The organism is Arthrobacter sp. B1I2 (assembly GCF_030816485.1).
In the GTDB taxonomy this organism is placed as follows: domain Bacteria; phylum Actinomycetota; class Actinomycetes; order Actinomycetales; family Micrococcaceae; genus Arthrobacter.
This window is the reverse complement of the sequence record NZ_JAUSYC010000001.1, coordinates 3222824-3237193: the sequence shown is the minus strand read 5'-3', so window position 1 is coordinate 3237193 and position 14370 is coordinate 3222824. Positions and strand designations below refer to the sequence as shown.

Below are 14370 nucleotides of genomic sequence, written 5' to 3'. Positions count from 1 at the left end.
CCTGGCACGCTGGAGGTAGCCGCGAATGCTTAGCCGTATTGCCGAGTCCCTGTTTTGGATCGGCCGCTATGTGGAGCGGGCGGACGGTACCGCCCGCATTCTGGATGTACACCTGGAGCGCCTGAACCACCTCCCCATGGAGGAGCGCAGGAGCGTGGCCCAGGAACTGCTGGCCGTCATGGGCGCCCGGCCGCAGAGCGAGGACTTCGGCCTGCCGGAACTGCTCCATGCCCTGGCCTACGACAAGACGAGCGCCACATCCATCGCCGGCTCCCTTGGTGCTGCCCGCGAGAACGCCCGCCGTGCCCGCGAAACCGTGTCCTCCGGCCTCTGGGAGAGCCTCAACACCACCTATTACGGGCTGAGCCAGCACCGCAAGGACGTGGTGGGCACCTACCGTTTCTGCAACTGGACCCTGGAGCGCACGGCCATGGTCAGCGGCCTTGCCGACACCACGGTGAGCCATGACGAAAGCTGGCTCTTCCTGGTCCTGGGCCGGTCCCTGGAACGCGCGGACATGACGGCCAGGATGCTTTCCACCCGCGACGTGCTCTCGGCCGGAATGTCCTGGGTCAACATGCTGCGCTGCGCCGGCGCCTACGAATCCTTCCTGCGCACCCGGCGCGCCGCGTTCGGTGACCAGCACGCTGCCGAGTTCCTGCTCCTGGACCGGCTCTTTCCGCGGTCCATCGTCTACGCGCTGCGGGACGCTGATGAGTGCCTTGCCAAGCTGGACCCGTCCGCGCAGCGGGTGGGCTTCATCAATGACGCCCGCCGCATCGTGGGGCAGGCCCGTACCTTCCTTGAGTTCCACCGGACAGACGACCTCATGTCAGAGCTGCCCGAGCACATGGAGCGGGTGCAGAAGGCAGTGTCCCAGGCCTCGGACGCCATTTCCCGTAAGTACTTCAATCAGGCGGACGAACTTGCCTGGGTGGGAGAAGTGTCATGACCCGGTTGAGCATCGTCCACAGAACGGCCTACAAGTACAACAAGCGGGTGACCCTGTCCTATAACGAGGCCCGGATGACGCCGCTGACGGATTCGCAGCAGGTGGTCCTGGAGTCGGTGGTGAAGGTTTCCCCGTCGCAGGCCGCGGTGAGCACCTACCGCGACTACTGGGGGACCAGGGTCACCGCCTTTGACATGCAGATGCCCCACGAAAACCTCGAAGTGGTCTCCAACATCACCGTGGAGGTGCACCGGGCGGAGAAGATCCCGTCGGAAGCGGACATTGCGGGCTGGGACATCCTTGCCTCCCCGGAGACGCTGGACGCCTTCAGTGACTGGCTGCCGCAGTCCCGGCTGAGCGGGCCCGGTGACGAAGTGCTGGGCATCATCCCGGACGTCGTGGCCGGGAAGAACCCGCACGAGGCCGCCATGGCGGTCTTTGCCTGGATGCGCGGAGAGATGACGTACATGTCAGGCTCCACTGCGGTCACCACCAACGCGGAGGAGGCCTGGGGGCAGCGCCAGGGCGTATGCCAGGACCTGGCACATCTGGCCATCGGCGCGCTGCGCAGCTGCGGCATTCCCGCGCGGTACGTCTCCGGCTACCTGCACCCGCGGTCCAGCGCGGGAATCGGCGAGACCGTGGCCGGGCAGTCGCACGCCTGGCTGGAATGGTGGGACGGCGACTGGCGCAGTTGGGACCCCACCAACCACAAACCGGCCGGCGACTTCCACGTCACGGTGGCCCGTGGCAGGGACTACCGGGATGTAACGCCGCTGAAGGGCATCCTGTCCGGCGGTGGCGGATCCGCCCTGAATGTCAGCGTGGAGATCACCCAGCTCGCCTGAGACGACGGGTTCCCCGCTTTCGTGGCCGCGGGAACCTGACGGCGCCGGCTCTATTCCGGAGACGTTCTGGCACTGCTGCTGATCTGGGTCCACCAGGTCATCGGATCCGTGACCTGGAAGCGGCGGCCCGTGACCGAGTCCGGGGTGATGCGGATGAACGCGTCCTTGCGCCCCGACTGCCAGGGGAAGAGGTACAGGCGGGACGTCTCCAGCACTTCCTCGGTGCTCTTGAGCAGGGCAGCGGTGCCCTTGATCACCACACTCCAGGCCAGGCCCGTGTCAGGGTCCACACCATCGGCTTCCACGGCAACGGCGGAGTCGCCGGAGGCTGCGGACAATTTGGTTCCCTGGCCTGTCCGGAAGACCAGCGTGCCGCCGTCCACCGTGTAGTTGACAGGGAAGATGTCCGGCCGCCCGTCCACCAGCACGGCCAGCCTTCCCACGGACACCGTCCGCAGCAACGCCCAGCATTCGTGGTGTTCGAGGTTCTGCACTTGGGGAGATGACTCGTTGCTCATGCGGTGAGCATACGCCCTTCACCAGGGGCTGGGCTTGTAATCCTTGAGGAAGACGCCGTACTGGTCCTCGCCGTTCTCGCCCATGACGATGGGATCGTAAACACGGGCCGCGCCGTCCACCAGGTCCAGGGGCGCGTGGAAGCCTTCCTCCATGAGCCGGACCTTGGTGAAGTGGGGACGTTCATCCGTGATCCAGCCGGTGTCCACGGCGGTCATCAGGATGCCGTCCGTCTCCAGCATCTCCTGGGCGCTGGTGCGGGTCATCATGTTCAGCGCAGCCTTGGCCATGTTGGTGTGCGGATGGCCAGGCCCCTTGTAGGCCCGGGAGAACTGGCCTTCCATGGCGGAGACGTTCACGATGTACTTCCGCCGCGCGGTGGAGCGCTTCATGGCGGGGCGGAGCCGGCTGACCAGCAGGAACGGCGCGGTCACGTTGCAGAGCTGGACCTCGAGCATTTCGAGCGGATCCACTTCGTCCACCACCTGCGTCCAGCTGTTGATGGTGGCTAGGTCGGGGACCAGGCCGCCGGCGTCGATCGCGGTCCCGGAGGCGATCCGCTCCAGGGAGGCGGACCCGGTGGACAGTGCCAGTGAGGTGATGGCGTCGCCGGCCAGGACCGGATGTTCGGTGACGCTGCCGGCAAGCGCCAGCGGATGCTTGTCGTGCGCATGGCCGAAGGTCAGCAGTTCGGGGCCGCCGTTGGCGTGTTCGAGCGCCGCGGGAAGCGGCTCGTCTTCTGCGTCTACCAGGGGCTTGTAGGCGTTGCCGGAGCGGCGCACGGTCTGGGCGGCATTGTTGATGATGATGTCCATCGGACCGGCCTCGTTGAGTGAGTCGGTCAGGGCCATGACCTGGGAAGGGTCGCGCAGGTCGATGCCGACGATCCGGAGCCGGTGCAGCCATTCGCCGCTGTCTTCCATTGCGGCGAACCGGCGGGCAGCGTCCTTGGGGAAGCGGGTGGTTATGGTGGTGTGGGCCCCGTCGCGCAGCAGCCGGAGGGCGATGTACATCCCGATCTTGGCGCGCCCGCCGGTGAGCAGGGCCCGCCGGCCGGTCAGGTCGGTCCGCGCGTCACGCTTGCTGTGGCTGAAGGCCGCGCATTCGGGGCAGAGCTGGTGGTAGAAGGCGTCCACCTGGGTGTAGTGCTGCTTGCAGATGTAGCAGGGGCGGGACCGGATGAGGTGGCCCGCGATCTCGCCGGTGGCCGAGGGTGCCAGCTTGTTGCCGCGGGTCTCGTCATCGATCCGGTCCGGCGCGGCGGTGGCCGTCTGGGCAATGACGGCACGGTCGGCCTCGGCGATTGTGTCGCGCTTGGTGACCCTGCGGTGGCGCTTGACTGCCTTGAACATCTTCCCGGTGGCGCGGCGCACCGAGATGTAGTCCGGGGTGCTCCTCGTCATACGCGTGGATGGTGTTCAGGACCTTGAGGCAGGCCTGGATGTCCTCAGGGGTCAGATCGGGGGAGCTCATTGGGAAAATTTTACAGCGTACGCGGCAGGCCGGGGCACCATCAGCGGTGCCCCGGCCTGCATATGCCTTGGGGGATATGGTGCCCGGGTCAGGAAACCCTGGCGGCCGGAGCCGCCTCCGCCGCTGCTGCGGCGTGCGTACCGGCCACCTTGTCGGCGGCCTCGCGGACACCGGGATACTGCTCCGCGGCGGCCTTGATGGCGCTGGGCAGCAGGCTAAGGTGACTGGCGGCGAGCTGCCGCTCCTTGTCACCGGGTTCCGGAACTTCCTGGCCCTTGGAGAGGACCGTGATGCCGGAGTCCGTGACCTTGAACCCGCGCGCACGGTCCAGGTCCGGGTCCAGGCCGATGGCGGCACCGGCAGGGACCTTGACGTTCTTGTCCAGGATGGCTCGGTTGATCACTGCCCCTTCGCCCACCTGCACCTTGTCCATCAGGACCGAGTCGATGACCCGGCCGCTGGTGGCCACGTACACGTCGTTGGACAGCACCGAGCCTTCCACCACCCCGCCGGAAATCACCACGCCACTGGAGACGATCGAATCCAGCGCCGTGCCCACAGTGTTGTTCTTGCCGCGGACGAACTTGGCCGGCGGGGAAATGCTTTGCCGCGTGTAGATGGGCCACTCGGAGTTGTAGAGGTTGAAGACCGGCAGCGGGGAGATGAGGTCTATGTGGGCGTCGTAAAAGGAGTCGATGGTGCCCACGTCGCGCCAGTAGGTGCGGTCGCGTTCGGTGGAGCCGGGGATGTCGTTGAGCGTGAAGTCGTAGACGCCGGCCTCGCCCTGGTTCACGAAGTAGGGAATGATGTCCCCGCCCATGTCGTGCTTGGTGTCCAGCCGCTCGGCATCGACGTGCAGCGCGGCCACCAGGGCGTCGGCGTCGAACACGTAGTTGCCCATGGAGGCCAGGAACTGTGAAGGATCGGCGGCAAGCCCGGGAGTGCTGGCGGGCTTTTCCACGAAGGCGGCGATCTTCTGGGGATCGTTCTGGTCCACTTCGATGACGCCGAACTGGTCGGCCATGTGCAGCGGCTGCCGCACTGCGGCGACGGTGGCCTTGGCCCCGCTGTTCACGTGCTGGGCCACCATCTGGGCGAAGTCCATGCGGTACACGTGGTCCGCGCCCACCACCACCACAATGTCCGGGTTCGCGTCGCGGATCAGGTTCAGGGACTGGTAAATGGCATTGGCGCTGCCAAGGAACCAGCTTTTGCCCACACGCTGCTGTGCGGGGACCGAAGCGATGTAGTTGCCAAGCTGGGTGGACATCCGCCAGGTCTCGGAGATGTGCCGGTCAAGGCTGTGCGACTTGTACTGGGTCAGCACCACAATCTGGAGGTAGCGGGAATTGACCAGGTTGGACAACGCGAAGTCGATGAGGCGGTAGCTGCCGGCGAAGGGCACGGCGGGCTTGGCCCGGTCTGCCGTCAGTGGCATCAGCCTGTTTCCCTCGCCGCCTGCGAGGACAATGGCCAGGACTTTTTTGGTTAACGGCATGGTGGTCGCTCCTGTACGCCTTCGTAACTCCCAAGACAGTCCGGTACGCCCGGACTCCTTCACACTAGAACAGTTATGCGTGAAGGACTACCTTGGGTCTTGTGCGAATAGACATTGTGACTAAAGAGTTTCCGCCGGAGATCTACGGTGGCGCCGGGGTGCATGTGGCCGAATTGAGCAGGGTGCTTAGTAAGCACGTTGACCTGCAGGTTCGTGCTTTCGGTGCTCCCCGCGATGCCGATTACCATGGCGCGACGGTGACGTCGTACCAGGTCCCGGAGGACCTGGGAGGGGCCAACGCAGCGGTGCAGACCCTGGGTGTGGACCTGCGGATTGTGCCGGACGTGCAAGGCGCGGACGTGGTCCATTCCCATACCTGGTACGCCAACATGGCTGGGCATTTGGCCTCCCTCCTGCACGGAATTCCGCACGTTCTCAGCGCACACAGCCTCGAGCCGCTGCGGCCCTGGAAGGCTGAGCAGCTCGGCGGCGGCTACGCCCTGTCCTCCTGGGTGGAGAAGACGGCCTATGAAGCTGCGGCGGCGATCATTGCCGTCTCGGAAGGCATGCGCCAGGACATCCTGCGCAGCTACCCGGATGTGGACCCGGCAAAGGTCCGGGTGGTCCACAACGGCATCGACGTGGAGCTTTGGCAGCGTGATGAAAACGACGACGCCGTCCGCGCGCTGGGCATCGATCCCGCCAAGCCAAGCGTCGTCTTTGTGGGCAGAAACACAAGGCAGAAGGGTGTCCCGTACCTCCTGCGGGCGGCTGCGAAGCTTCCGGCCGATGTCCAGTTGGTCCTGTGCCTGGGCGCGGCGGACACCCCGGAACTGGCAGCCGAAACCGCGGCCCTGATCGAGGATCTGCAGAAGCAGCGCACGGGTGTGGTGCTGATCGAACGGATGCTGCCGCGCCATGAGCTGATCCAGGTGCTCAGCCACGCCACCGCTTTCGCGTGCCCCTCCATCTACGAACCCCTTGGCATCGTTAACCTCGAAGCCATGGCCTGCGGGGCGGCTGTGGTGGCCAGTGCCACCGGCGGCATCCCCGAGGTGGTGGATCATGGCCGGACGGGGCTGCTGGTGGACCTGGAGCAGGTCACCGACGGCACCGGCACGCCGTTGGACCCGGAGAAGTTCGTCAAGGAGTTCGCCGCGGCCCTCACCGAGGTGGTTTCCGACCCCGATCGGGCGCGCGCCATGGGACAGGCCGGCCGCGAACGGGCCGAAAAGCACTTCTCCTGGGAGTCCATCACCGAGACCACCCTCGAGGTGTACCGCTCGGTGCTGCCGGCCGCCGGCTGAGCGTCCCGCCAGTACCACTCGTCCCGCCAGAAGAACCAACGACGCCGCCGCTCCCTGTGAAGGGGGAGCGGCGCCGTCGTGGTTTACAGACGTTGCAGGCGCTGCCGGCAGGTCAGCCCTTCCGGGCCGCCGCCGTCCTGGCGATCAGGACCTTTTCGTCCACGGGGGACTGTCCGCTTGCCCGCTCGCTGCGGAAGTGTGCCCGGGCTTCGTCCTGCCGGGCCTTCTCGGCGCCCGTGGCGATGGCCGCCCGTACGTGGTCCTCGCCGTAACCGAAGGCGTCCACCAGGTCCATGGCATGCGGGCGGATCTTCTCCAGCAGCCGGTTGATGTACCCGCCAACGGTGCGTGCCCGCTGCATGGAGAGGCGGCCGTTCATCAGGTACCAGGACAGGTTCTTCTCGATCAGCGACAGGCCGAAGAGGTCGCGCAGCCAGGTCAGGACCTTCCTGGTGCCGGGATCTGACACCTGCTGCAGGGCGTCAGTGAACGCCTCCCACTGCAGCAGTTCCGCGTGGGCCTGGGCGGCGTCGATGAGTTCGTTCTGGTGCCGGTTGAACAGGGCGGCGCCCTTGTCCTGTGGAAGCCGCTTGCTGCCCTTCAGTGCCGCTCCTGCCTCGGCCACCATGGTTTGCACCCTGTCCGTAAGGAGGGCGCGCTGGCTTTCCTCGTCCCGGAGCGCGATGGCAGCCTTTTGGACCGAGCCGGTGTCAGCCACGAACTGGGCCACCTGGCGCAGCCCGGTGCGGTGGACAGCAGCGCCGGCAGCCTGGTTCACCACGTACCGTGCCAGGACGCCGAAGTCCACGCTGCGGAATTCCTTGGCGTAGTCAGCCAGCAGGCGCTTGGCCACGAGCTGGAGCAGCACCGTGTTGTCACCCTCGAAGGTCGCGTACACGTCCAGGTCGGCGCGCAGTGAGGCGAACCGGTTCTCGATCAGGAAACCGGCACCGCCGCAGGCTTCCCGGCATTCCTGCAGCGTGTCCAGGGCGTGCCAGGTGCTCAGCGGCTTCAGCGCCGCTGCCAGGGTTTCCAGGTCCTGGCGGTCCGCGTCGGTGTCGTGGGCTCCGGAGAAGACGTCGTCGAACTTCTGCAGGAGCTGTTCGTGGGCAAAGCCGGCCGCGTAGGTGGTGGCAAGCCTGGTGAAGAGGCGCCGCTGGTGCCGCTGGTAGTCGAGCAGGACTTCTTCCTCAGTGTGGGAGGAAGCGTTGAACTGGCGGCGCTCGGTGGCGTACTGGATGGCTGCCTTGAGTGCCACCTTGGACGCTGCGACGGCGGCGCCGTCCAGTGATACGCGGCCCTGGACCAGCGTTCCCAGCATCGTAAAGAAGCGCCGGCCGGGGCTGGCGATGGGTGAGGTGTAGGTTCCGTCGGCATCGACGTTGCCGTACCGGTTCAGGAGGTTTGTCCGTGGGATGCGGACGTGGGTGAAGTGCAGCCGGCCGTTGTCGATGCCGTTCAGGCCGCCCTTGATGCCGTCGTCCTCCCCGCCGATCCCGGGGAGGAATTCCTTTGTTTCCGGGTCCCGCAGGTCTACGTAGAAGGCGTGTACCCCGTGGTTGACCCCGCGGGTGACCAGCTGCGCGAACACCACGGCGCCCAGGCCGTCATTGGCGGCGTTCCCGATGTAGTCCTTCCAGGCGGCGTGGAAGGGGGTGTGGATGATGAACTCTTCGGCGGCGGCGTCATAGGTGGCGGTGGTGGCAATGCTCGCCACGTCCGAGCCATGGCCCGTCTCGGTCATGGCGAAACAACCGGGGATCTCCATGTTCATGATTCCAGGCAGCCACTTTGTGTGGTGTTCGGCGGTACCCAGGTGCATCACCGCGGATCCAAAGAGTCCCCACTGGACGCCGGCTTTGATCTGCAGCGACGGGTCAGCGACCACGAGTTCTTCGAACCCCGCGATGTTTCCGCCGTGGTCGTCGGAGCCGCCCAGTTCCGCCGGGAAGGCACGGTGCACTGCTTCATTGTCCACGAGGTATTTGAGCTGGCCGAACACGCGGGCGCGGTGCTCTGTGTGCGTCAGGCCTTCGATCTTGTGCAGTTCCGGCCTGGCGGCCAGGTCCCTCGCCTGGAGCCGGACACCGGCCCACTTGCCGAGGAGCTGCCGGCCCAGCGCCTCGACGTCGACGGCGGGAACAGGGCTTTCACCCACCGGGTTGGCTGCAGGGGTTGCCGCGGGGCGGGTCCCCTTGCGGGCGGGGCGGTCCACTACATCAGTCATGTCACAGTCCTTCTTTGGCGGATAACTTGGTGGTCGGTGAAGCGGGAGTGAGCTCGGGGGCGATGCCCACGCACAGCCACGCAGTGATCTGGCGGGCCATGGTCTCCTGGTCTGGCTTGGTGGGGGAATCCGGGGTGCTGAGCCACTGTTCGCCGGCATTCCGCACCAGGCCGATTGCTGCCTTGGGCCAGTAGCCGATAACGGTTTCTGTGACATCTCCCAGGTGCGAGCGCATGGGTGTGGCAATCATGTCCGCAATGGCATCAAAGAAGTGGCCCAGCGGGCCGCCGGCCGCAGCTGGGTGCGGAGGGTTGGCGGGGTCAACCGGGGCATAGCTGGTTACGAAGGCGTAGACGTTGGGGCTGGTGTCCGCCATCTGCAGGTAGGCCGAGACCATTGCCAGCAAACCTTCCCGCGGGGTGACGGCACTTTGTGCTGCCTCCTGGATACGGTGCTGCATCTGGCTGAGGACCACTTCGCCCACGGCCTGCTGCAGCCCGGCCTTGTCCCCGAAATAGCGGTAGAACACCGACTTCGACGTTCCCGCGGCCGTTGCGATGTCCTCCATGGAGGCGTCGCTGCCCAGAGCGTGCACGGCACGCCGGGCCTGCTTGATGAGTTCCCGCCGCCGTTCCTCCCGGTGGCTTTGCCAGCGTACCGAACGCCCGTCAGGGCTGGCGGGCGACGGCAGCTCGATGGTCAGGGGGAGACTCGTGTCCTGGAAGTTCACGATACCCAGCGTATCAGGTACGCTGGGTATCGGTAACCACTCGTGACCAGAGGAGCCATCCATGTCCATAGACGGACAGTCAACCCCCGCATCATCAGGCGAATCGACCCGGGCCGCGGTCCCGGCAACCCGGAGGGCGGTGATCGTCGGCGCCAACAGGATTCCGTTCGCCCGTGCCGGCGGCGCTTACGCAAAATCCTCCAACCAGGACATGCTGACAGCCGCCCTGGACGGCCTGATCGCACGCTTCGGACTCCAGGATGAACGGATCGGCGAGGTGGCTGCAGGGGCGGTCCTCAAGCACTCCAGGGACTTTAACCTCACCCGCGAGGCTGTCCTGGGATCCGCACTCTCCGCCGAGACCCCGGTGTATGACCTCCAGCAGGCCTGTGCCACGGGTCTCGAGACAGTGGTTGGCCTGGCGAACAAGATCAAACTCGGGCAGATTGATTCGGCTATTGCCGGTGGCGTGGACTCGGCCTCCGATGCACCCGTGGTGGTCAGCGAAGGCCTCCGTGAAGTCATTCTGGACCTCAACCGTGCCAAAACGCTGCCCCAGCGACTGCAGGTCCTCAGCCGGCTCCGGCCCAAGGATCTTGCGCCCCTGGCACCCGGTACGGCAGAGCCGCGCACCGGCCTGTCCATGGGTGAGCACCAGGCCCTCACCACTGCACAGTGGAAGATCTCCCGGGAAGCGCAGGACGAACTGGCACTGAAAAGCCACCACAACCTTGCTGCCGCCTACGGGAGCGGATTCTTCGATGACCTCATGACCCCCTACCGCGGATTGACGCGTGACGCCAACTTGCGGGCAGATACCTCTCTCGAGAAACTCGCTTCCCTGAAGCCGGTGTTCGGCCGGAACCTCGATGCCGATGCAACCATGACGGCAGGGAACTCCACCCCGCTTACCGACGGCGCCTCCACCGTGTTGCTGGCGTCCGACGAATGGGCAGATGCCCGCGACCTGCCCAAGCTGGCAGCGGTGGTGGACGGTGAAGCCGCCGCAGTGGATTTTGTCCACGGCAAGGACGGACTGCTGATGGCCCCCGTGTTCGCTGTGCCCCGGCTGCTGGCCCGCCAAAACCTTACGCTGGCGGACTTCGACTACTTTGAAATCCACGAAGCCTTCGCAGCCACCGTCCTCAGCACCCTGGCTGCATGGGAGGATGACGAGTTCGGCCGTACCCGCCTCGGGCTGGACGGTGCCCTTGGCAGCATCGACCGTTCGCGCCTCAACGTCAACGGGTCCTCGTTGGCAGCGGGCCATCCGTTTGCCGCGACTGGTGGCCGCATCGTGGGCACGCTTGCAAAGATGCTCCACGCCAAGGCGGCCTCCACCGGCCGTCCCGCCCGCGGCCTGGTCTCAGTCTGCGCAGCCGGCGGCCAGGGCGTCGTCGCGATCCTGGAATCTCTGTAGGGGACGGCATGACAGATACATACACGCAACTGGTCAACAGCGGCCTGGGCCGCAACCTCGCAAAGAAGCTCGGCCTTCCGCAGCCTGCTGTCCTGCGCCGCTACAAGCCCGGGCAGCCCCTGGTGGCAGGACCTGTCGTTGTCCTGGGGGACACTCCCGGCGCGGACAAGCTTGCCGCGGAGCTGCTGTCCTGGGACCTTGACGTCAGGAGGCATGCCGTTCCGGCCGAAAAGCTGGGCGCCATCATCCTGGTCCTCGACGGCGTTGAGCACCCGGCGGACCTGGAAAAGCCGGTGCTGGCAGCCGCAGGTTCCCTCCGCGACCTGCGGGCCGGCGGCCGCGTGATCACGCTGTCCCGCCCGGCTGCGGAGGCGTCTTCACCCGAAGCTGCAGCAGCACGCCAGGGCGTGGACGGCTTCCTGCGGTCCCTGGCCAAGGAGCTTCGGGCCGGAGCAACGGGTAACGGTGTACTCCTTGCTGAGGGCACCACGTCCACCAGCCCGAGTGCACTTGGCGCCATCAGGTTCTTCCTCTCAGGCCGTTCAGCGTTCGTGGACGGACAGTTCCTGACGGTCTCGACGGAGGACGGCGTGCTTCCCGCCGACCCGGAACAGCCACTGGCAGGAAAAGTGGCCGTAGTAACGGGCGCTGCCCGCGGCATCGGGGCCCAGATTGCCCGTACGCTGCACCGCGACGGCGCCACACTGATCCTGGTGGACGTTCCGGCAGCGGGAGACCAGCTGGCAACCGTGGCCAACGAGGTGCGGGCCACGGCCCTGCAGCTGGACATCACCAGCCCGGACGCGGGCCGGCGGATCATCGACCATGCTGTGCAGCGGCACGGGCGGCTGGACATCGTGGTGCACAACGCCGGCGTCACGCGGGACAAGCTGCTGGCCAACATGGACCAGGCCCGGTGGAACCAGGTCATCAACATCAACATCGCCGCCCAGCTCCGGATCAACGAGGCACTGCTGGGCTCGGAACACTTCCGGTCGTCGCCGCGTATCGTCTCTGTTGCCTCCACCAGCGGCATCGCCGGCAACCGGGGGCAAACCAACTATGCGGCGTCCAAGGGGGGAGTCATGGGAATGGTCCGTGCAAGCGCCCCGCTGCTCGCCTCCCGTGGCGGCACCATCAACGCCGTCGCCCCCGGGTTCATCGAAACCGAAATGACAGCCCGCATTCCCTTTGCCGTCCGCGAAGTGGCACGGCGGCTGAACTCGCTGCAGCAGGGTGGCCTGCCGTCCGACGTCGCCGAGACCATCGCCTTCCTGGCCAGCGACGCCGCAGGCGGAATCAACGGGGAGGTGCTGCGGGTGTGCGGGCAAAACCTGGTGGGGGCATGACGGCCCTGCAACCGGTGATCCTGGCCGAGATGCCGTCTTTGTCCAAGCTCTACGTCAACGCCGCCGCACAGGCGGCAAGGCGCAGGCTCCTGGGAACCCATGACTCCGCGGTCCTCCCGGCCGAGAGCCACGAGGTCAGGGGCGTGACGGTGGGCGTCGAAAATCTCACGGCCTACCAGCACCTGATTGGTGAGACAGCCAGTGATGTCCTGCCTGCCGGTTTCATCCACGCCATCGCATTCCCGCTGGCCATGAGCATCCTGAACCGCGACGACTTCCCGCTTCCCCTGCTGGGCATGATCCACCTGCGCAACAGCGTTGAGCAGAGGTCTCCGCTGGTCTTCACAGACGCTTTGGATATGACCGCCAGGGTGGAAAACCTCCGCGGCCACCGCGCGGGTACGCAGGTAGACGTCGTGGCGGAAGTTCGCCGTGCGGGTTCGGAGGATGTGCATTGGCGCGGAGTCTCCACCTACCTCGCCAAGGGAGTGTTCCTGCCGGGGATCGACAAACCCGCCGCCATTCCACCGAGGCCCGACTTCACAGCACCGGACCCAACAGCCCTGTGGCATCTTGGCGTCGACACCGGCCGTGCCTACGCTGCAGTATCAGGAGATTTCAACCCGATCCACCTGAGTGTGCTCTCAGCCAAGGCCCTGGGCATGCGGCGATCGATAGCACACGGGATGTACCTGGCCTCCCGCGCGCTCGCAGATGTTGGCCCTGCCCGCGGCGACTCTTTCTCGTGGGACGTGGAGTTCGACGCCCCGGTGTTCCTGCCCTCCCGGGTTGCACTGGAAATCGGGTCCGAACAAAGCGCCTCCGGGGCGTGGAAGCACTCCGGCTTTGTGGCCTGGAGTCCCCGCTCCGGGCGCCGCCATTTCAGCGGGACGGTTTCCGCCCTTTAGCCTGCGGCGCTGGGTGTCAGGCTTCGTCCTTCGGCCGGACGGCCCGCAGGATCCGGTGGAGGCTCAGGAGAACTGATTCGGATGCAGGGACCGTTCCCTGTGCTGCCGGCCTTCCGGCGGTGGCGGCCATACAGGCTTCCACCGCCGCTTCGGCAGCACCGTAGGCATCTTTCCACGCCTGCTTGTCGTCCTCGGAGCGAACGGACAGCAACTCACCCGTTGCGGTGACCGCATCCGCCAGCGGTTCGTTGTCCTGCAGCGGAATGGCATAAGGCACGTCGTCTTCCCAGATCACATCGGAAAGCACATCCGTCATGTCCTGGATGTGAAACGTGACGCGTTCCAGGTCCTGCAGGTCACGGTAGTCCTGGTCCACGTCACGCGGGTGCAGCTTCCGCCGGGGATTGGCCCGGCGGCTCGCGTCGGCTTCCTTGACCAGGTGCCGCACCGACCTTGCTGCCTCAGCCAGTTCGTCCGACCTGCGCGACCAATCCTCGTGTTCCGGAGGCCACTTCTCCTTGAGGGCCGCGCCCATGTCCGTCAGCTGCCTGCCAAGGGCGAGCCGTAGGTCGGCCAGGCTGGAAGCGGCTGCGTTCAGGTGCAGCGGCGGAAAGATCAGGAAATTAACGGAGATTCCCACCGCCACCCCTGCAGCCATTTGCACCAGGTATCCATACGAAAAATCCTCGGCATTACTGCCACCGACCAGCAGGACCAGAAGGGCCGCCGTCGGAATCCAGTCACTGCCTGATCCGATTCCCGGCAAGCCGCCCAGGAGCACGCCGATTCCCATGAACAGGGCCACCGTCAACGGTGACGGGTGGGTAATGCTGACCAGAACGAAGGCAAGGCCGATTCCCATCGCCAGCCCCGCAAGGGCCTGGGTTCCCTGGCGAACCGATCCGGCCACGTTGTGGTACATGGCCACCAGTGCGCCCAGCGGCGCGTAGTACGCGTAGTGGGAGGCGGCGCCCGGCATAAGCGGCGCAATCGCGAATGCCAGACCCGCGGCCAGCGCGGCTTTGGCAGCCAACTGCAGCCGCTGCGCCGCGAAGGCAGCGGAGAGTCCCGCCACCGATTGTTTGAGAAGTTGGGTCCCCCGAGCCCACCGTACATCCGGTCGTGCTTGAGTATTGCCCATC

11 protein-coding genes and 1 pseudogene are annotated in these 14370 nt (G+C 66.0%); 6 read left to right on the top strand and 6 right to left on the bottom strand.

Going from position 1 to position 14370, the window contains the following annotated elements; translation table 11 throughout:
• Positions 1-25: 25 nt before the first annotated feature.
• Together QFZ57_RS15140 and QFZ57_RS15135 are read left to right on the top strand one after the other, a co-directional pair.
• Complete coding sequence (locus QFZ57_RS15140) at positions 26-952, top strand: alpha-E domain-containing protein (RefSeq protein ID WP_018761308.1); 927 nt, start codon at positions 26-28, stop codon at positions 950-952.
• Complete coding sequence (locus QFZ57_RS15135; protein WP_306631160.1) at positions 949-1800, top strand: transglutaminase family protein; 852 nt, start codon at positions 949-951, stop codon at positions 1798-1800. Before QFZ57_RS15140 ends, QFZ57_RS15135 begins: the two co-directional genes overlap by 4 nt.
• Positions 1801-1850: 50 nt before the next feature.
• Here the strand turns inward: QFZ57_RS15135 and QFZ57_RS15130 are convergent, their stop codons facing one another.
• From QFZ57_RS15130 to glgC, 3 genes and pseudogenes are all read right to left on the bottom strand, one after another.
• The gene (locus QFZ57_RS15130) at positions 1851-2318 is read right to left on the bottom strand and encodes a pyridoxamine 5'-phosphate oxidase family protein (RefSeq protein ID WP_306631159.1); all 468 of its coding nucleotides are present in this window, start codon (positions 2316-2318) and stop codon (positions 1851-1853) included.
• Between the two features lie 18 nt (positions 2319-2336).
• Positions 2337-3789, bottom strand: a pseudogene (locus tag QFZ57_RS15125) (SDR family NAD(P)-dependent oxidoreductase).
• An 88-nt stretch (positions 3790-3877) separates the two neighbouring features.
• On the bottom strand, positions 3878-5287 hold the full coding sequence (gene glgC, locus QFZ57_RS15120; RefSeq protein ID WP_306631157.1) for a glucose-1-phosphate adenylyltransferase: 1410 nt from the start codon (positions 5285-5287) through the stop codon (positions 3878-3880).
• A 101-nt stretch (positions 5288-5388) separates the two neighbouring features.
• Between glgC and glgA the strand changes: the two genes are divergently transcribed.
• Entirely contained in the window at positions 5389-6594 is a 1206-nt protein-coding gene (gene glgA / locus QFZ57_RS15115) for a glycogen synthase (RefSeq protein ID WP_306631156.1), read from the top strand.
• Positions 6595-6706: 112 nt separating this feature from the next.
• On the opposite strand, the gene QFZ57_RS15110 is transcribed toward glgA, so the two are convergent.
• Positions 6707-8821, bottom strand: coding sequence for an acyl-CoA dehydrogenase family protein (locus QFZ57_RS15110; protein WP_306900794.1), 2115 nt, complete (start codon positions 8819-8821; stop codon positions 6707-6709).
• Between the two features lies 1 nt (position 8822).
• Positions 8823-9551 carry a TetR/AcrR family transcriptional regulator gene (locus QFZ57_RS15105; protein ID WP_306900793.1) on the bottom strand — a complete coding sequence of 243 codons (729 nt, stop codon included), beginning with the start codon at positions 9549-9551 and terminating at the stop codon, positions 8823-8825.
• Between the two features lie 61 nt (positions 9552-9612).
• On the opposite strand from QFZ57_RS15105, the gene QFZ57_RS15100 reads away from it, so the two are divergent.
• From QFZ57_RS15100 to QFZ57_RS15090, 3 genes are read left to right on the top strand one after another with little or no spacing between them, the layout of a single operon-like run.
• Entirely contained in the window at positions 9613-10971 is a 1359-nt protein-coding gene (locus QFZ57_RS15100; protein ID WP_306900792.1) for an acetyl-CoA C-acetyltransferase, read from the top strand.
• 8 nt (positions 10972-10979) lie between these two features.
• Positions 10980-12320 carry a 3-oxoacyl-ACP reductase gene (locus QFZ57_RS15095; protein WP_306900791.1) on the top strand — a complete coding sequence of 447 codons (1341 nt, stop codon included), beginning with the start codon at positions 10980-10982 and terminating at the stop codon, positions 12318-12320.
• Positions 12317-13228, top strand: a complete 912-nt coding sequence (locus QFZ57_RS15090) for a MaoC family dehydratase (RefSeq protein WP_306900790.1) — start codon at positions 12317-12319, stop codon at positions 13226-13228. The genes QFZ57_RS15095 and QFZ57_RS15090 overlap by 4 nt, the downstream gene beginning before the upstream one ends.
• A 16-nt stretch (positions 13229-13244) precedes the next feature.
• On the opposite strand, the gene QFZ57_RS15085 is transcribed toward QFZ57_RS15090, so the two are convergent.
• Complete coding sequence (locus QFZ57_RS15085) at positions 13245-14303, bottom strand: FUSC family protein (protein WP_306900789.1); 1059 nt, start codon at positions 14301-14303, stop codon at positions 13245-13247.
• Between the last annotated feature and the right edge of the window lie 67 nt (positions 14304-14370).